This is a genomic window from Sphingobium chlorophenolicum, from assembly GCF_000722875.1.
Classification (GTDB): domain Bacteria; phylum Pseudomonadota; class Alphaproteobacteria; order Sphingomonadales; family Sphingomonadaceae; genus Sphingobium; species Sphingobium chlorophenolicum.
In genome coordinates this window covers 198,003-215,787 of the sequence record NZ_JFHR01000002.1, presented here as the reverse complement: position 1 = coordinate 215,787, position 17,785 = coordinate 198,003, and the positions used below count along the sequence as shown (strand labels likewise).

Genomic DNA, 17,785 nt, shown 5'->3' with positions numbered 1-17,785 from the left:
CCTGTCCTCTCACCCCTTTCAGTTTCGAAACTGGTTTCGACATTGTCACTCATCGTCACCTCGCAAATGCAAGGATCACCATCTACCAGATCGCCAAATCATGAAAATGTGGGGGATTTTTACCGCTTACAACCGAACCAGGCCCCCAGCGCACCCAGCAGCTTGGCGTCGCCCAGCCCAAGGCCCTCGCGTCCGCGAAACCGGCGATAGGCGAGCGCGACAGCCAGAAGCGCCAGATAGCCTATGACAGCGCCGATTATCCTGTCCGTCATGTTCGCATTGGTGGTCCAAAGACCGATGGTGAGGCCCAGGAAAGCCAGCGGCAAAGTCAGCGCGTCGGGCAGCCAGAAATGCCGCTTGTCCAGCACGGCCAGCGTCAGCAGCAGCCAGCCGAGCAAGGCCCAGCCGACGCCGCCAAGGTCGGGCGCGAAGCCGAGAGCGAGTGCGCCGATGATCGCGCAGCCTGCTTCGATCCGTCCATGCAGCGGATCGATCGCTGCGCCGCAGGTGCGGCAACGTCCGCTCTGCGCCATTGCGCTCAGCATGGGGATGAGGTCGAGCGCGCCCAGAACCCGGCCGCAGCCGTCGCAGGCTGACCGGCCCCGCGCCACGCCTCTTCCCTGCGGCCAGCGCAGGATCAGCGTGGCGAGGAAGCTCCCTGCGATGGCTCCCGCTATGCCGCCCAGCAGGGCGGGAAAGGCGTGGATCACAGCGTCCCTTCGACTTTCAGCACATGTACGCCCCCGGCGTTGGCAAAGCCCGCCTTGGCCAGCGCTTCGCCCAGTGTCGCGTCCGCCGTTTCGACCCGCATCTCCGCCACATAGCGGCCGGAGCGCCAGATGCGCAGGTTGATCTTTTCCAGCCCGGATTGGCTCACCAGCGGCAGCAGCAGCGTTTCGCCATCGCAGATCGCTGCGCCCGAAAGGCCCTGGCTTAGATTGAGGCCGGGAAATTGTCCTGCCATCTGCGCCCGCACCCGCCCCTTGGCATGGCCGCAGCGATCGCTGGAAAAATAGGCCGACACATCCTCCATCGCGACGCTGCTGACCGGCAGGGGCGCGAAGGTCCGGCCGAGCGGCACCGCGCCCGTCACATCGTCTATCCCGATCCGGCCGAGGCCGATGGTCAGCGCGCCGCTGAGATCGTCCGCCGCGCCGTTGCGCCGCCAGATGTCGAACCGTGCCCGGCCCACCGGCAGCGACCAGGGCGACAGGCCCGCATGGACCGAACCAAGCGAGGTCGTTCCCAGCATCAATTGATCGATCCCGCCGCTCCATACCGTGCCCTGCACTTCGCGCACCGCCACGCCCAACCGCTCCAGCCCCGCCATGCCCAGCGCAATCCGCATCGGCAGGAACAGGATGAAACCCAGGGCAAAGAGCAGGATCAGGGCCATGCGCGTTCGGCACGAAAGGGAGAGGGCCGTCATTGCCCGCCGCCCCGCTTCAGTACGGCCTGCACCGATATGCTGCCCGCCGTCGGCGATGGCCGGGCGCTCATCGTTTCGACCCGCACGCCCTGCGCCTCCAGCGCCGCCAGCCAGGAAAACAGCGCTACCGGCCGTACTGAGGCGATGGCCATGTCCAGCCGGTCTGTGCCCTGCACCTGCGCCCGTTCCAGCGTCAGACCGGCCTCGGCTGCGCTTTGGCTGATGAATTGCTCCAGCGGCACGTCGGTGGCCGTGGATGGGCGGGGCAGCAATTGCAGCAGCTTCGCCTTGGCCCGGATCGCCGCGTTGCGATCCGTCGCCTCGCGCAGCGCATCGCGGGCCGAGTGCTGCGCCGCATCGAGCGGACGAAGCACGCCCAGCCACATTATCACCACCGCCAGCAGCGCGAACATCACGCCGAGCATCCATTGCTCGCGAGGGGAGCGCTCGTCCCAGAGGATTTTCAGCCGTTCCATCATGAGCGTACCGTGATATCCGCCAGCATCCGCCCGTTGGGTTGCTGCGAGGGCGTCGCCGTGGTCGTGAAGCCCGCCGCCTGCAAGGCTAGCAACAGGCTGTCGATATCCTCCATCTTCGCCGCCGTCAGCGTCGCCCGTACCATGCCGTCCGGGTCGCGGGACAGGGCGGTCAGCGACACGCCGGGCACATCCTGCATCGCGTTCAGCACGCCCGCGACCGGCGCGGTGAAGGCATAGCCCCCTGCCCCACGGGCCGCGAGTTGACGGTCCATCTCCGCCTCCGCCTGCATCAGGTCGGTCGCGCCGGGCACCACTTGTCGCGCCAGCGTCAGGCTTTCCGCATCCAGCGCGTTTGCCGCGACATGCCGCTTGGTCAGCCCCACCAGCGCGATCAGGAGGCTGACGAGCAGGATCAGTCCGCTCCAGAGCATGATCCGGCCCAGCGTCCGCTTGTCGAAGGAGCGGCGGACCCGTTTCGCGAAATCGCCCTGCCGCAGGTCGAGCGGCGGCGCGTCCAGCGCGGCTATGGCCCGCGCATCGATCTGTTCGGGCGGGACGTCCCGCACGGGCGCATCGCCGATCAGTTCCGGCAAGGCCAGATCGCCCGCCAGCGCCATGTCCGGCCCGCGCAGCACCGGCGCGCCTCCGATCAGGCCGCGGCGATAACCTTCCTCCGGCTCCGGGAGCAGCAGGGGCGCGGGGACGATGATGTCGGGGTCCAGCCCATGATGCTGCGCCCAGAGCAGCCAGTGCTGCATGTCGGCCCGCGACACGGCGGCGACCAGATGGGGCCGTGCCGGATCGTCATTTTCATTGGCGGCGGCGAAGAACTGGTCTGCGGGCACGATCCCCCCGGACAGTGCCGCCAGCCGCGCCGCTGCCCGTCCCTGTCGCGCGGGCAGGTCGGGATGGTTTGCCCAATGCAGCGCCACCAGCGCCGCCGGGGGCACCAACATTACCGTCATATCGTCCGGCAACGCCGTCAGTCCGCAGGCCGCCAGCCAGTTCGCGCCCGCGCCGGTCTGCACGATGGCGCCGTTCGCAACCCGCATCCATGACGGTTGCGCGTCGGGCGCATCGGCCAGAATGACGATCAGCCCTTCGCTCACGCGCCGGTTCCCCAGTTGCGGCGGATCAGCATGGCCGGGCTTTGCCGCGCATCGATCAGCGCCCGTTCGACCACCTGCGTTCCCCCGACATCCACCGACACTTCCACCCCGTAAAATCCCGTCGTCAATTTGACCTGCTGCTGCACTTCCGCCAGCGGGCTCAGCCCCTCCAGAGCAGGGACCGCCCAGAAGGCCACGGTGCTGCCATATCCTTCCACGGGGCGCTGGGCCAGCAATTGCCGTGCCTGGGGAACGCTGATTTGTCCCTGCATCAGCATGGCGAACAGCGGCGCTTGATCGGGCAACAGGGTGTTGATGTTGAGGGGCGACAGATCCGCCGTCGGCAACGCGCAGACCCAGGGTCGGGCCGTGGCGTAGATGGCGGGCGTCACGCCATGCACGGCGCGCAATTCGCTGGGATCGACCATGAAGCGGTTCGCCGTGCGGTAGGGCCGCGCCGCCTGCGCATAGATTTCGTCCTCCGCCCCGCCCGGCTGCGGCGTGCTGTCCGTGTCGATCCAGTCGGCCAGCGATGCCGCCGCTGCCTGCGCCTGTCGCGCATCGACGCCCAGCGCCTGCAACAGCGCCTGGAATTGCGACACGCCCACGGCGCGGACCTTCAGATCGGCCTCATTCTCGCCCGCGACCACGCTGTTGAGGTTGAAGCAGTTGCCGCCGTCCGTGACACGCGCCGTCGCCACGCCGCCGGGCACCGCAATCGTCTGGGGCGTGCCCATCCAGTTTCCGGCGAGCGTGGTCTTACCCGGATTGGCGGCCACCAGATCGCCGATGCGGAGGCGAGCGATCTCTACCCCCGCGTCGGCATAGGCACGCGCCTGATCGACCGCGCCGCCATTGCCCGTCATCCGGGTCGCGAGCGCCAGCCGCTCCAGCGCGCTGGATGCGACCACCGCCATCACCGCGACCAGCAGCAGCACCGTCAGCAACGCCGCGCCGCGTTCGTTCGGGTTGCGGGGATCAGCCATCCAGCTTCTCCGCCGGGCCTGGCCCAACCATGAAGCGCAAGGTCACGGGCGGTTCGCCGGTCCGCGTCACCACCATCTCCACGGCGCGGGGCATCAGGTCGGGCTGGGTCGGCGTCCATTCTTCGCGCCATTCGCCTCTGGCGTCGCGGAAGCGGAGCGCGATATCCTCGACATGATCCAGCAGCGCTGCCGGATCGTCGCCTGCCGCGCCGTCAACCTGGGCATAGGTTCGCCGCTCCAGCCGTCCCTGACGCACCCAATATTCGACCTTTTGCAACGAAGGTCTCGGCAGATCGCCCAGATTGTCCCAGCCGCCGCGCACGAACTGGAGGATGGGCAGGCTCTCCCCCTCCCGATGGGACCAGAATGCCGGGGCCAGCGTTCCGGCCTCCGTGCGGCTGATGCGCGGGATGGCCTGCCCCAGATCGGCAGCCAATGCGCCGCTCGCCCGCTGAACCGCCGCCATATCGTCCAGCCGCAGCTTGATTTGCGCCTGCGCCGACACGCTGTTGCCCAGCAGCATGACGCCCGCCGCCGCGAGCATGGCGAAGATCGTGAGGGCTACGAGCAATTCTATCAGCGTGAAGCCGCTTTGGGTGGAAGGGGCCTGCCTCATGGCGTGGCCCGTAGGAAGCTCAGTACCACGGGGGACGATCCGGCTTGTCCGTCTACGGTCAGGTTTATCTGTAACAGGCGCTTGTCGTCGGTCGCCTTTACCTCCCGCGACCAGTGCCAGCGGCGGCCGCCATTGTCGACGTCACCCTCTTCATTGCCGAGCGAAGGGGGCGTGGGGTCGGTCTGCACCTCCACCATCAGGTTGCGGGCGACGATCTGGGCCATGGCCTTGCTGTCGAGGTCGGCGGCCGTGTGCAAAGTCACCCCTTGCAGGCGTACCAGCGCTAGCGCGGCGAGGCTGAATACCGCCAGCGCGACCAGCATTTCGAGGAGGGTGAAGCCCTGTTGGGCGGAGCCCCACAAAGACCTGAAGCCCTGTTGGGCGGAACGCCGCAAAGACCTGAAGCCTTTTTCGCGCCTATCCACCGACCATGACCTTTCCGGCCATATCGACGGAGATCGACACCCGCTCGCCATCCCGCGCCAATGTCACCGTCATGGGATCGGTGGGCAGGCCCGTGCCGTCGAAACCGATCTGCTGCCGTCCATCCTTGCCGACCAGCGCGTACGTTCCGCCCTTCCAATTGGCGGTGGCGAAGGGCTTGTCCTCCATCGCCACCCATGCGCCGCCTTCCCGGCGCTGGAAGCCGTAGCCCGATGCGGAAACCCAGACGCCCATGGGGCGGGCGGTGACGACCGCTTCGTCGCGGGCGGCGGCAACGCGCGCGGCGAAGCGGTCGGCATCCTCTATCACGCGCCCGCGCGGGTCGGGAATCGACAGCACCACGGCAGCGGAAATAAAGCCGATGATCGTCAGCACGACCATCAGTTCGATCAGCGTGAAGCCGCGCTCGTCGACACTCGAGCGCGTCCCCGCGAAGGCGGGGACCCAGCGCACCAAACGGCACCTCGCCTCAAAGCTCGCTGGAGGTGATGTCCGCATTCTCATTCTCGCCGCCCGGCTGGCCGTCCGCGCCCAGCGAACCGATGTCGAACGCGCCCCTCCGCCCCGGCACAGTATAGCTATAGGGGCGGCCCCAGGGATCGTTCGGCAGCTTCTTGATATAGCCGCCGCGCCGGTAACGCTGCGCCTGCGGGAGCGAGGCGGGCGGGTTGATCAGCGCCTGCAAACCCTCCGTAGCGGAGGGATAGGTGAGGTTGTCGAGCCGATATTGCTCCAGCGCCTGTTCGATGGTGGAAATGTCGGCCTTGGCCTTCTCCACCCGCGCCGTGTCGGTCGCGGGGATGACGTTGATCGCCACGATGGTCGCCAGCAGGCCGATGATGACGATGACGACCATCAGTTCGACCAGCGTGAAGCCGAGTTCGGCGAAACGCCTCACGGGCGTGAAACCGTGTTCGGCATCCCCCTCAACCTCGTCATTCCCGCGCAGGCGGGAATCCATCTCCTGAACGTTCCGCTTAGCGCTTCTTATGGGAGATGGATTCCCGCCTTCGCGGGAATGACGGAGGGGAAGGATTTTATGCATAAATACTCCTTCAAGCCCCGGTAAGGCTCTGCAATTGCAGGATGGGCAGCAGGATGGACAGGATGATGACCGCCACGATGCCGCCCATCAAGATGATGATCGCCGGCTCCAGCATGGCGAGCGCGGTGGAGGTGAAGCTGTCGAATTCCCGCTCCAGATATTCCGCCGCCCGTTCCAGCATGGTGTCGAGCCGCCCGGCGCTCTCCCCGCTTGCCGCCAGATAGACCAGCAGCGGCGGAAACACGCCCGCCCGCCGCAGCGCCGCCGACAGGCTGCCGCCGCCGCGGATGGCCTCGACAATCTCCTCCGATGCCTGACGCAGCACGCGGTTGTGGACGGTCTGGGTGGTGAGCGACAGTCCCTCCATCAAAGGCAGGCGGCTTGCCACCATGGTCGAGAGGGTGCGCGCCATTCGCGCTGCGTGGAGGTCGCGGATCAGGCGGCCCAGCAGCGGGAGGCGCAACAGGGTGGAATCGAAGCGGTAGCGAAAAGTCTCGATCTTCAGCGCCCGCCAGAAGCCGAAGCCCGCAAGGCCGATCAGGATCAGCAGCAGCCACCAATAGCCCGCAAGGAAAGCAGAAATCCCCATCACCATCCGCGTCAGCAGCGGCAATTGCTGGCCGACCGTGTCGAACTGTTCGACCACCTTGGGCACGACGAAGATCATCAGCGCCGCGACCACGCAGACCGCAAAGGCCGCGAGTACGCTGGGATAGGCGATGGCGGTCAGCACTTTCGAGCGGATCACTGCCTGCCGTTCCATCAGGTCGGACAGCCGATCCATGATCGTGGGCAGGCTGCCCGAACTCTCGCCCGCCGAGACCATCGCCCGGTAGAGCGGAGGAAAGCTCTTCGGTTCCGCGCCCAGGGCGTCGGCCAGCCGTCGTCCCTCCAGCACACCCGAATGCACCTTGGCTACGATGGCGCGGACATGCGGTTGCTCGCTCTGGCGTCCGATGGTGCGCAGCGATTCCTCCAGCGGGCTGACCTGGATCAGCGTGGACAATTGCCGCGTGAAGAGCGTCAGTTCCTTGGCTGACAGGCGCGGCGAGCGAAGCGATAATCCGGCTCCTTTGCGCGCCTTTTCCACCGCTCCCGGATCGATGCGCACGATGTATAGCTTGCGCGCATCCAGCCGGGCGCGGGCATCGTCCATCGTATCGGCCTTGATCCGTCCAGCGCGCTCCTTCCCTGCGGGGTCTATGGCGATATAGTCATATTCAGCCATCGGCGGTGGTTTCCGCCTCCGCCGCGTCGCGCCGGGACACGCGGATGGCTTCCTCCGCCGTTGTCTGGCCGTCGCGCACCAGCGCCCGCGCCGCCGAGCCCAGATTGGGCGCGTTCAGGAAAGCGTGGCGCGCGATCAGCGATTCATCGCCGCCATCGTTGATCAGGCGGCGAATGGTGTCGTCCACCCGGATCGCCTCGAACACGCCGATCCGGCCCTTATAGCCGGAGCCGTTGCATTCCTCGCACCCCCGCGCACGGTAGATGATGGTGCCCGGATCGAAACCCAGGAGCGCGCTGGCCGACTTGTCCGCCTGCACCGGCTCGCGGCAATGCTGGCATAGCCTGCGCACAAGGCGCTGCGCGATGACGGCGCGGAGGGTCGAGGCGAGCAGGAACGGCTCCACGCGCATGTCGCGCATCCGGGTGATCGCGCCGACCGCATCGTTTGTGTGCACGGTCGACAGCACCAGATGCCCCGTAAGTGATGCCTGCACAGCGATTTCGGCGGTCTCGCGGTCGCGGATTTCGCCGACCATCACGACATCGGGGTCTTGGCGCAGGATCGCCCGCAATCCCGCCGCGAAGGTCAGTCCGACCTTGGCGTTCACCTGGGTTTGCCCGACGCCATCGATCGCATATTCGACCGGGTCTTCGACGGTCAGGATATTGCGCGTGCCGTCGTTCAACTGCCGCAAGCCCGCATAGAGCGTCGTCGTCTTGCCCGATCCTGTGGGTCCGGTGACGAGGATGATGCCGTTCGGCTCCCGCAAGCCCTCCCGGAAGATCCGGTCCGCCGACCCCGCCATGCCCAGCAGGTCGAGGTTCAGCCCCGCATTCTCCTTGTCGAGAATGCGCAGCACCACCCGCTCGCCAGCGCGGCTGGGCAAGGTCGAGACGCGCACGTCGAGCAATTTCCCGCCCAGCGCCAGCCCGATGCGTCCGTCCTGCGGCAAGCGCCGTTCCGCAATGTCGAGCCGGGCCATGACCTTGATGCGGCTGACGACGACGGGCGCGACATGCGGAGGCATGCGTAATGTCTCGCGCAGCACGCCGTCGACGCGCATGCGCACGATCAGGCCCGTCTCATAAGGTTCGATGTGGATATCCGACACGCCTTGCCGCGCCGCTTCCGCGATGATGCCGTTGATCAGACGGATGGCGGGCGCGTCGTCCGCGCTGTCCAGCAAGTCGTCCGCCGTGGGAATGTCTGCGGCGAGCATGTCCAGTTCATCCGCGCCGACATCGATGGAACCAGCCATCGCCGCCGCGCTGCCCTCCATCGCATAATGGTCCGACAGATGCCGGTCGAACTGCGGCGCGTCGACGAAACGGACGTCGAAACTGCGCGCCAGATGCCGCCGTACCTCCAGCAGGACGCGGGGATCGCTGCCTTCGCGGACGGCGATGGTCAGGCGTTCGCCGTCCAGCGGCAACATGACCACGCCATGTCTGCGCGCAAAAGCATAGGGTATGTCGACGGCGCGGGGGGCGATATGCGGGGGAATATCGACAGAAGCGGAAGCGGCTTCTTGCACCCTAACCTCCGTTCGGGCTGAGCTTGTCGAAGCCCCGCCTTTTTCCAAGAAGAAGAGAAGTGAAGGGCTTCGACAAGCTCAGCCCGAACGGACGGAAGAGATGCATTATCGCGTTCCTCCATTCGCTTGCCCATCGACGGGACGCACGACCCCGCTCGACTGGCGGGCGGTCGGTTCGATGATCTCTACGGGCGGTTGCACCACGGCGTCGCCCGGTTGCGGAGCGGCGGCGGGCGGGGTCGCGCCCATATAGTCGCGCACCAGTTCGTCGATGCCGGGTTCCTGATCCGGATTGCGCTGCAACTGCATGCCGCGAATATAGCCGTAGCGCTGCTGCGTCAGCTTCTGCGCATCCTCCTTCGACCGCAGGATCGTCGGGCGGATGAAGACCATGAGGTTGGTCTTGGTCCGGCTCTTGCTGCGCGACTTGAACAATTCGCCGATGCCCGGAATGTCGGACAGCAGCGGAATGCGCTCGATCGTCTTGCGCTCATTATCGTCCAGCAGGCCGCCCAGCGCCAATATCTCGCCATCGTCGACCGTTACCGTCGTCTCAATCTCGCGCTTGTTGATGATGAGGTCGGTGTTGCTGTTGCTGACCGGCCCGGCGACGCTGGACACTTCCTGCTTCAGGAACAGTTTGATCGCGCCGCCGGTGTTGATCTGGGGCTTTACCTCCAGCTTGATGCCGACATCCTGCCGCTGGACGGTGCGGAACTGGTTGTCGAAATTCTGGCTGAGCGCTTCGCCCGTGGTGATCGGCACCTGCTGGCCCACCAGGATCGATGCCTTCTGATTATCCAGCGTCATGACCGACGGCGTTGAGAGGATATTGCTGTCCGTATCGGATTTGACGGCGTTGATGATCGCGCCGAACACGCCGTTCCGGCCAAGCGAGGTCGCCACCCCGCCAAAACCGCCGGTCGCGTTCATGATGCTGTCGACCGCCGCCTGTTGCAGCGTGTTGGCAAGGTCGCCATTTTCCCGCGTTCTCGTCTCCGTCCGGGTGCCGTCCGGGGCCACCACGGTCGTCGTCGTCTCGCCCAGCCGGTCGGCGGCAATCGCACCCGCCAGCGTCAATATGTTGGGCGAGGCATTTGAATAGTTGGTCGCCGCGAAGCCCGTCTTGGTGCTGCCGATCAGGAACTGCACGCCCAGCTTCTTGGCGGCGGCGTCGCTGATCTCGACGATGATCGCCTCCACCAGCACCTGTTCGCGGCGCGTGTCGAGTTGGCGGACCGTTTCGCCCAGCATGCGCTGCACGTCGCTGTTGGCGGCGACGATGATCGCATTGGCGCCTTCATAGCGGGTGACGATGGCCGGTCCCCGCGAAGAAATGCCGTTGCCGCCCGGAGCCGCGACGGGCACCGCAGGGGGCGCGGCTCCAGCCGCCGGGGTGGAGGCCGTCACGGCCGAACCGGCCGCCTGCCCCACCAATTGCTGCAACACCGGCAGCAGCTTTTCCGCGTCGGCATGTTCCAGCCAATAGACGCGGATTTCCGTACCGCTCGCCGCCTGCCGGTCCAGTTCCCGCGCCATCTGCGCCAGCCGCGCCACCGTCCCGGCATCGCCCCGGATCGCCACGGCATTGCTGCTGTCGACCGGGACGATGGTCGCGGGCTTGGCCGCGCCCTCCCCGCCGGTCGTCACCAAAGCTTGCAGGGACGTCGCGATCTCCCGCGCTCCGGCATTTTTCAGCAGGACGGTCGTGGTCGAGGCCGTGTCCCGGTCGATCCGCGCGATCACTTGCCGGATGCGGCCGATATTGTCAGCATAGTCCGCCACGACCACGCTGTTCCCGGCGCGGTTCGCCGTCACGGAACCGTCCTTGCTGACCAACGGTCGCAATGTCTCCAGCGCGCTCGCCGCGTCGATGGAACGCAGGCGGAACACCTCCGTCACGAACTGGTTGCGATTGGCTGCGCGACCGACGCTGCTGGGCTGGCCCGCCGCGCCGTCGGCAGGCTGTATGCGATAGGCCCCGCCCGGCGCTGGCACCGCCACCAGCCCATTCGCCCGCAGGGTCGACAGGAAAATCTCGAAATATTCCGAGCGGGATAGCGGCCGATCCGTCACGACCGACACTTTCCCGGCCACGCGATTGTCGATGATGAAGGTCCGCCCCGTCACCCGCGCCGCATCCTGGATGAAGGCCCGGATATCGGCGTCGCGCACGTTCAGCGTCTGTTGCGCCATGACCGGCGATGCGATGGGAGCCGCCAGAGCGAGAGCCATGGCGGCGGAAAGGAACGATTTTCTGGTCATTGGCCTTGCAGTGTCAGATTGACCGGGGAAGCGGCAGCGCCGCGCTCTACGGTCAGGGAAATGTGCGCGCCGGGCATGATCTTGCCTTGCAGCGTCTGAAGATCGCTCACCGATCCGACGGGTTGGCCGTCAATCTGCGTGACGATGTCGCCGGGCAGGAAACCGGCCTGCTGGAACCCCGGTCCCCTGGGGGTCAGGATCAGGCCGGTGACGCGCCCATTCTGCATTCGGGGGGTGAAACCGATGTCGCGCCTGACCATATCGGCGGTGGGATTGTCCATGCCCGCCACCGGCGGCAGGGGCGCGGCGGTAGGCGCGGGCTGCGACTGGTCGAGGAAGACCTGCTCCTCCGACCCGCCGCGATCGATGGTGATATGGTCGAAGGCCACGGCTTTCAGCATCACGCCGGGCATGATCTCCTCCCCCACGGCGAAGCTGTTCTGGACGCCGTCCGGCCCGGCGACGATAGCCGAGCCCTCACCCGACCCTTCGTTCAGCCTGATTCCGTAGACCGTCAGCGCTAGGGAAGTCACCACGCCCCCGCCCGCCTGTTGCGGCCCGCCGCGATAAAAGGGATCGAAGCGGGAAAACAGCGCCTGACGCTCGGCTACGGACAGGATTCGCGCCTGACGCCCTTCCCAGGGGCCAAAGCTGCCGACGGGGGTCAGCACCGCCCAGACCAGCGCCGCGCATTGCAGCGCCAAAATGCCCAGCAGCAGCTTTTCGGCCACCGATAACCAGTCGACGGGCCGCAGCCGCCCGCTCATGGTTCGGATATTATCGCCGAAAGGCACGCGCATGCGCTTCGTTGATCCCCCTTGATACCGGCGCCTGCTAGGACCGATCGACATTTAGTTCAGGGCGAGCCGAAAATGGTAGTTTTTCGTGACCCGGAGCGCAGCATACTTAAAGTACGTGAGCACCGGAAGCACGGAAAAGTGCCATTTGCAGGCCGCCATGGGCTGAATGTCGATTGGTCCTAGGAAACTGGCCTTACTATCGGATGACACTATTGTGACGCTTTGATGACATTCGCAACGGCGGAAACGACGGTGCTTGCATTTCACGCGACCGGGAACATCGGCCCCGAAACCATCTCATCAAACAAAGCAGGGGCGCCACCCTTTCAGGATGACGCCCCCTCTCCCTGCACCCAGGGCTTTCGCCATGTCATTTTCAACGCATGGCCTATAGGTCCGGAGGGTTCTGTTGCCCGGCCCCTCCGGCGGCCGCTGAATTCCCTTCTGTTGCCCGGTGGGTTCAACCGCGTTCTTTTTGAGTAATGTCCGGCCGTGAGGCCATCAATTACGCAGCAAGAGCAAGAGCCTCGTTATCGTTGGCACTTGTGAGTTTTGAACATTTTTACGGCTTACTCAGGCCGGGTGAAGGCACCGCTTTTCAACACACGTCGATCCTAGTTCGGCCCCGTCAGACACCCCCCGAAACAGGGGATATGTGGTGGAGCCGCCGGGTACCGCCCCCGGGTCCGCTGTGCCTATTGCACGACACGATTTATCACCATAGCCGGGCGAACCCGGCAGGGGCTTATATGGAGAGGCCGGGACCGTTTATCAAGCCGTCCCGGAATAGGAGAAAAACGGCATGTGCATCATGGCAATGGCGTGGAACGCGCATCCGCGCTGGCGGCTGATCCTGATCGGCAACCGCGACGAACTACATGCCCGCCCCGCCGCGCCGCTCGCCCGCTGGGAGGAGCCGGGCCACCTGATCGCGGGCCGCGACCTGCTGTCGGGCGGAACCTGGCTGGGCGTGTCGGATCAGGGGCGCGCCGCCATCGTCACCAATTTGCGCGGCTATGGCGACCCCCGGCCCGACCGCGCATCCCGCGGGGCGCTGGTGACGGACCTGCTGGCGGGTCGTGAAGTCGCGAAGTTGAACGATTTCAACCCGTTCAACCTGATATCGATCGAAGGTGGGCAGGCCCGTTTCCTCACCAATCGTCCCGCGCCGCTGCGCACGGACCTCACTCCCGGTCTCTACGGTCTTTCCAACGGGGCGCTGGATGCGCCATGGCCCAAGACATTGGCGCTCAAATCCGCCCTGCTGGACTGGCTGGTCGCCGGAGCGGCCGCTCCCCTTGCCCTCTTCGACGCGCTGCGTTCGGAAAGCCTGCCTCACGCCGGGATCGCGCCCGACGCGCCCTCCGATGTTCCGGCCGAAGCATTGATATCCCCCATATTCATCCGCAATCCGGTCTACGGCACGCGATGCAGCACGATCATCGCCGTCGATGCGCAGGGCCATGGCAGGATCAGCGAACGCCGCTTCGACGCGGAGGGCGTGCAAACGGGGGAGAGCAGCGTTGCCTTCGCATGGCCGATGGTGGGGGAATGATGGATGACTGGCGGCCGTCGTTAAGGGCAGCGTGCTACTGCGAAGGCAGGAGCCTAGTTCAGGCGGTTCTGTTATATATTGAGGGTGCAACTGGGCTCCTGCCTTCAGGAGCACGTTATATATTATAACTCTCGCTGGCATTTCCGCCTCCCTATCCCTCCAGGGCCGGAAGCAATAGCGTGAACCGCGCGCCCCCTTCGGGCGCGTCGTCGATGCGGATTTCTCCGCCCATCGCCAGAGCCAGACGCCGCGAAATATAGAGGCCAAGACCACTGCCTCCGGCGTCGCCGCGACCCAATCGTTCGAACTTGTCGAAGATGCGCTCGCGATTTTCGACCGGAACGCCGTCGCCCTGGTCCAGCACCGCGATCCAGGCCTGTTCGGCGTCCCGCCCCGTCTCGATCCGCACGGTCGATCCCTCGGGCGCGTAGCGGACCGCATTGCCGACCAGATTCATCAATATCTGCAAGACCCGGCGGAATTCCCCAATCGCGGGCGCCTTCTCCGCCGTCGGGGGAGCCGTCACGCTCATCCCGCGATCCATCGCCTTGACCATGAACAGCCCAGCCGCCCGCCGCCCTATGTCGGCCAGGTCCAGCTCCTCGGCGACCACGCTGAAATCCGGCCGGTCGATGGCCTGCAGATCGGCGAGGTCGTCCACCAGCGCCATCAGATGCCGCCCCGCCGATGCGATGTCATGGGCATAGCCGACATAGTCGGGCCGCAGCGGCCCTTCCAATTGCGCGCCGATCGAGTCCGCATTGGCGATGATGCGACCCAGCGGCTGGCGCAGCGAGCGGTCCAGCCTCTTGCCGAATTCGGCGGGATAGAAGAGCGCCGGTTCCGGCGCGGCGAGCGGGGCCGTCACCGCCTGGTCCATCGGCAGCGCCTTGCCCCGATAGCCCACCAACTGCCCGGTCAGGTCGAACATCGGGAAGCCTGCCAGCGTGAAACGCCGGTCCGGATCGCTGGCCAGCACCGCGACTTGATCGCGAAAGGCGCGCCGCTGGGCGAAGCCGCGCAGGATCGCCAGATCGCCGTCCGCGTCCGGCCGCAATTCGAAATAGCTGGTGAAGCTGCTGCCCGGCACGGGCGGGGCCGGAGGCAACGCGCCTTCGCCGCCAAAGCCCTCCAGCACCATCTGGAACCGCAATTGCGTGTCGATCTGCCACGTCCAGCCGTCCGACAGGGCGGCGATGTCGCTTTCCCGCCGCGCCGGGTCGACCGGCGCGATGGCCGGCGGGCGTTCATGCCAATCGATGACGGCGATATGGATCAGGTCCGCTTCCCGCCTGGCGCGCACCCACATGTCGATGTCCCCGCGCTCCGCCGCCGCGACGACGGGGCGGGACAGCACGATCCCCAAATGTCCGGCCAGCCGCGCCATCGCCGCCAGTTGCGGGATCGCCAGCACGCTTCCCAGATCGCCGCCCGCCTCCTGCTGCAAGGCAAGCAAGGGCGCGTCCGCGCTCAGCAACCGGCCGTCCGCGGCGACCGTCGCCCGGATGATGGCGGGATGCGCCGGCATGTGCATCAGCCGCCGATCCGCCGCAGATGATCCAGCCTGGCCCGCAGCGCCGCCGGGGCGCGCAGGGCGTTCACGACCGCATCGGCCTGCGCCACGGTCAGTTCCTGATAGCGCATCGCCTCCCCGACGATGGCCGAATCGGACAGCGACGGCCGCACCGGCCGCAGGGCCAGCAGCAGGTGCCGGTAATCCGCATCCGATCCGCCAAGGGCGCGGCAGAGCGCCGCGACATGCGCCATCGGTCCCGTCACCAATATGTCGGCGGCCTGCCCGCTTTCCATCCGCAACCGCCGCCCGGCGAGCGCGGCGAACAGCAGGAATCGCCTCTGCCCCAGGGCGGCGCCCATCAATTCCGGCGCGTCGGCGCGCTCGCCCAACTGCCGCACCAGCCGGTCGGCGGCCGCAATCGGGCCAGCGGCTTCATCATGCCGCATCAGCAACCGCTCAGCCGCCGCCTCCACCAGGGGCACCACCGCATCGGGTTCGATCAGGCCGCTGCGCTGGACGATCGCCGCCAGGCTGGCCGCGGCCGTCCAGAGCAGTTCGGAAAAAAAGTGGGCGGGCAGGTCGGGCAGCATGGGCTGGTCGTCCGCCCCGGTCAGCAGCCATCGTCCCTCCGCCAGCATCAGGGCGGCCAGCGCGTTCCCCAGGGCTGGATCGTCGGCCGGGAACAGCGATTCCGCCTCCGATTCGCCGCCGGGATTGCCGTCAGGCCCGCCAAATTGGCGCAGCATCAGGCTGATCCCGCCCCGCATCCGCATATGGGCGAGCAGGGCCGGACCCAGCAAAGTCGGCTGCGCACACAATGTCGGCCAGCAGACCGGGTGAGGCCATTGCGCCAGAGCCGCCGCGATTTCCGGCGTCTCCTCCAGCCCCAGCCGCAATCCGATCTCTATAGCGGTCAGGCATCCGCCCAGATGGCGCCGGGTTTCCGCCACCAGCGCGTCGTGCCGTTCCTGATCCTCATCGGGAAAGAAGAAAGCCAGATCAATGGCATGACCGACGGGGACGGCGGACATGCCCGCCATGACTCGCGCCATCGGCCAGCTATCCGCCTGGGTCGGTCCGATCAGGGGCGAAAAGGCGCTCATATCGGCCAACATAAAAGGCACGTCGTTAAAATGCACTAAACCGTAATGCGCAAAATCGCTCAAATCCGGCGCGACAGGATCATCGTTCCGGCGGACGCGATGGCGCACAGCATCGCCAGTTCGATCATCGGCGCCAGCGCCCCCGCTAGCGAGGCCGCCAGCAACGGCACCAGCGCGCTGGCGGGGGTGAAGATCGCCCATGGCCGGGCGCTCCCCACCTTGTTCCAGCGGTCCGCCAACTGGATGATCGCCAGCATCAACGCCAGATAAGCGGGCGTCGATCCTCCCCCCGCCAGGGCTATCCCGCCCACCGCAAAGGCCGGGGCGACGAAGGCCAGCCATCCCACGGGCAACGGCCGCAACGCCATTTCGTCCAACCGGTCGGCGGTTTCCGCCATCAGCAGCGACAAGAGCAACAGGCAAAAGCCCGCGCCGGTCCAGAGCAGTTCTATCGGCACCAGCGCGATTGCGCCCAGCGCCATGGCGGCGATCCGCACCTGCATGGCGGGAACCTGCATGCGCATCAGCGCCGGGCTGATCAGCCGCGCCGCCGGACCCAGCAGATAATGTTCCGCCGCGCCGCGCACCCGCCGTTGCCGGGGGCCATGGGACAGCACGGCCTGCGCCGCCAGATCGGCCTGCTCCTGCGTTTCTACCAGCGCGACGCGGCCTTCCATCAGGTCGTCCTGCGGCACGGTGACGCGCCGCGCGCCCGCCTGCACCGCCGCGCGCACCAAGGTCAGCGCCAGATCCCAGTCGCCGATCATGTCCAGCGTATTGAACAGCAGGTCGGGGCCGACCCGCGCCATCCCCGCCCAGCGCTGACCGGCGTCGATCCGTTCGAACGGCGCGCTGGCGCGGCTGTCGTCCGTCACCAGCAGGGCGTCGCCCTCCTGCCCCGCCATCGCGTCGAAATAGCCCTGCCCGATGATCGCCCCGTCGGCCACCAGCAGCGTATCGGCGTCACGGGGCGCGTCGCGCACCATGGACAGCATGTCGCGGACCAGCGCGACGGCGATGCCGTCCGCCGACAGGCGGTCGACCGCCTGCGACAGGGCCGGGGTGATGGTGCCGACAAGGATCATGACGCGATCCGCCCCGGCGCGCACAGCCTGCCGCGCCTGATATTCCACCAGCGTCTGCCCGGCGAAATGCAGGCTGGCGCGCAGCGATCCGGCGGAATCGCCGCTCGCCCGGTTGGCGCTGAGAATAGCCGCGAAAGTCATGCGTGATGAAACCGACCCGATTATTGTTCGACCCACCTTGTCGCAAGGCGGCGGCGATCACGCAAGCAGCGTCACGCGCCCAATGTCAGATCGTCGAGCATCGCCCGCAACCGCCGCAGGATGCGCGGGTCGCCGGGCGCGGCGTCCGCCGCTTCGTCCGCCATCGCCATCAGGCTGGTGAGGCCGAAACTCGCCGCCAGCCCCTTCAACCGCCAGGCGGCAAGTTGCCAATTGGCGTCGCAGCGGGCGCGCCCAAGCAGATCGACCTGCCGCTCCGCACTTTCCATGAAAGCGGCGCGCAGATCCTCAATCAACAATCTGTCTTCACCGACAGCAGCGGCGAGAGCCGCATTCAGGGCGCCTGGATCATAGGACATGGGGTCGAACGCTATCTGGCTTGCGTTAAGTTTTGGTAACAGGGCATTTTCGTGCGCGTAAAAGCTGCTA

At 66.5% G+C, this 17,785-nt stretch carries 17 protein-coding genes, 1 other RNA gene and 1 pseudogene; 1 reads left to right on the top strand and 18 read right to left on the bottom strand.

Going from position 1 to position 17,785, the window contains the following annotated elements; translation table 11 throughout:
* Positions 1 to 131: 131 nt before the first annotated feature.
* From BV95_RS02620 to ssrA, 14 genes and pseudogenes are all read right to left on the bottom strand, one after another.
* A pseudogene (locus tag BV95_RS02620) lies at positions 132 to 710 on the bottom strand (prepilin peptidase); the annotation flags it as partial.
* Positions 707 to 1,429 carry a type II secretion system protein N gene (gspN, locus tag BV95_RS02615; protein ID WP_037446988.1) on the bottom strand — a complete coding sequence of 241 codons (723 nt, stop codon included), beginning with the start codon at positions 1,427 to 1,429 and terminating at the stop codon, positions 707 to 709. The gene gspN and the pseudogene BV95_RS02620, both read right to left, overlap by 4 nt.
* Positions 1,426 to 1,908 (bottom strand): type II secretion system protein GspM, encoded by a 483-nt coding sequence (gene gspM, locus BV95_RS02610; RefSeq protein ID WP_037446987.1) that lies wholly within the window; start codon positions 1,906 to 1,908, stop codon positions 1,426 to 1,428. The genes gspN and gspM overlap by 4 nt, the downstream gene beginning before the upstream one ends.
* A complete protein-coding gene (gene gspL, locus BV95_RS02605) occupies positions 1,905 to 3,017 on the bottom strand; it encodes a type II secretion system protein GspL (protein WP_037446984.1) in 1,113 nt (370 codons plus the stop codon). Before gspL ends, gspM begins: the two co-directional genes overlap by 4 nt.
* Entirely contained in the window at positions 3,014 to 4,003 is a 990-nt protein-coding gene (gene gspK, locus BV95_RS02600; RefSeq protein ID WP_037446981.1) for a type II secretion system minor pseudopilin GspK, read from the bottom strand. Before gspK ends, gspL begins: the two co-directional genes overlap by 4 nt.
* Positions 3,996 to 4,619: a type II secretion system minor pseudopilin GspJ gene (gene gspJ / locus BV95_RS02595; protein ID WP_037446978.1), complete on the bottom strand. Its 624-nt coding sequence runs from the start codon at positions 4,617 to 4,619 to the stop codon at positions 3,996 to 3,998. The genes gspK and gspJ overlap by 8 nt, the downstream gene beginning before the upstream one ends.
* Entirely contained in the window at positions 4,616 to 4,981 is a 366-nt protein-coding gene (gene gspI / locus BV95_RS02590) for a type II secretion system minor pseudopilin GspI (RefSeq protein ID WP_156028537.1), read from the bottom strand. The genes gspJ and gspI overlap by 4 nt, the downstream gene beginning before the upstream one ends.
* A 55-nt stretch (positions 4,982 to 5,036) precedes the next feature.
* Positions 5,037 to 5,516 (bottom strand): GspH/FimT family pseudopilin, encoded by a 480-nt coding sequence (locus tag BV95_RS02585; protein WP_255265396.1) that lies wholly within the window; start codon positions 5,514 to 5,516, stop codon positions 5,037 to 5,039.
* A gap of 16 nt (positions 5,517 to 5,532) precedes the next feature.
* Positions 5,533 to 6,024: a type II secretion system major pseudopilin GspG gene (gene gspG / locus BV95_RS02580; protein ID WP_037446975.1), complete on the bottom strand. Its 492-nt coding sequence runs from the start codon at positions 6,022 to 6,024 to the stop codon at positions 5,533 to 5,535.
* A 94-nt stretch (positions 6,025 to 6,118) separates the two neighbouring features.
* Positions 6,119 to 7,336: a type II secretion system inner membrane protein GspF gene (gspF, locus tag BV95_RS02575; protein ID WP_037446972.1), complete on the bottom strand. Its 1,218-nt coding sequence runs from the start codon at positions 7,334 to 7,336 to the stop codon at positions 6,119 to 6,121.
* Positions 7,329 to 8,873 carry a type II secretion system ATPase GspE gene (gene gspE, locus BV95_RS02570; protein WP_276525115.1) on the bottom strand — a complete coding sequence of 515 codons (1,545 nt, stop codon included), beginning with the start codon at positions 8,871 to 8,873 and terminating at the stop codon, positions 7,329 to 7,331. Before gspE ends, gspF begins: the two co-directional genes overlap by 8 nt.
* 105 nt (positions 8,874 to 8,978) lie before the next feature.
* The gene (gene gspD, locus BV95_RS02565; protein WP_037446969.1) at positions 8,979 to 11,138 is read right to left on the bottom strand and encodes a type II secretion system secretin GspD; all 2,160 of its coding nucleotides are present in this window, start codon (positions 11,136 to 11,138) and stop codon (positions 8,979 to 8,981) included.
* The gene (locus BV95_RS02560; RefSeq protein WP_037446966.1) at positions 11,135 to 11,938 is read right to left on the bottom strand and encodes a type II secretion system protein N; all 804 of its coding nucleotides are present in this window, start codon (positions 11,936 to 11,938) and stop codon (positions 11,135 to 11,137) included. Before BV95_RS02560 ends, gspD begins: the two co-directional genes overlap by 4 nt.
* Before the next feature lie 433 nt (positions 11,939 to 12,371).
* Positions 12,372 to 12,717, bottom strand: a transfer-messenger RNA (tmRNA) gene (gene ssrA / locus BV95_RS22920).
* A 23-nt stretch (positions 12,718 to 12,740) separates the two neighbouring features.
* Between ssrA and BV95_RS02555 the strand changes: the two genes are divergently transcribed.
* Positions 12,741 to 13,493 carry an NRDE family protein gene (locus BV95_RS02555; RefSeq protein WP_037446962.1) on the top strand — a complete coding sequence of 251 codons (753 nt, stop codon included), beginning with the start codon at positions 12,741 to 12,743 and terminating at the stop codon, positions 13,491 to 13,493.
* Positions 13,494 to 13,644: 151 nt separating this feature from the next.
* Here BV95_RS02555 and BV95_RS02550 read toward each other — a convergent pair whose 3' ends face one another.
* The 4 genes from BV95_RS02550 to BV95_RS02535 all read right to left on the bottom strand — a co-directional run bounded on the left by BV95_RS02550 (position 13,645) and on the right by BV95_RS02535 (position 17,715).
* Entirely contained in the window at positions 13,645 to 15,027 is a 1,383-nt protein-coding gene (locus tag BV95_RS02550; RefSeq protein WP_037446960.1) for a sensor histidine kinase, read from the bottom strand.
* Positions 15,027 to 16,124 carry a DUF2336 domain-containing protein gene (locus BV95_RS02545; protein WP_081873252.1) on the bottom strand — a complete coding sequence of 366 codons (1,098 nt, stop codon included), beginning with the start codon at positions 16,122 to 16,124 and terminating at the stop codon, positions 15,027 to 15,029. The genes BV95_RS02550 and BV95_RS02545 overlap by 1 nt, the downstream gene beginning before the upstream one ends.
* A 47-nt stretch (positions 16,125 to 16,171) precedes the next feature.
* Complete coding sequence (locus tag BV95_RS02540) at positions 16,172 to 17,338, bottom strand: hypothetical protein (RefSeq protein ID WP_037446957.1); 1,167 nt, start codon at positions 17,336 to 17,338, stop codon at positions 16,172 to 16,174.
* A 71-nt stretch (positions 17,339 to 17,409) separates the two neighbouring features.
* Complete coding sequence (locus BV95_RS02535; protein ID WP_037446954.1) at positions 17,410 to 17,715, bottom strand: Hpt domain-containing protein; 306 nt, start codon at positions 17,713 to 17,715, stop codon at positions 17,410 to 17,412.
* Positions 17,716 to 17,785: the final 70 nt, after the last annotated feature.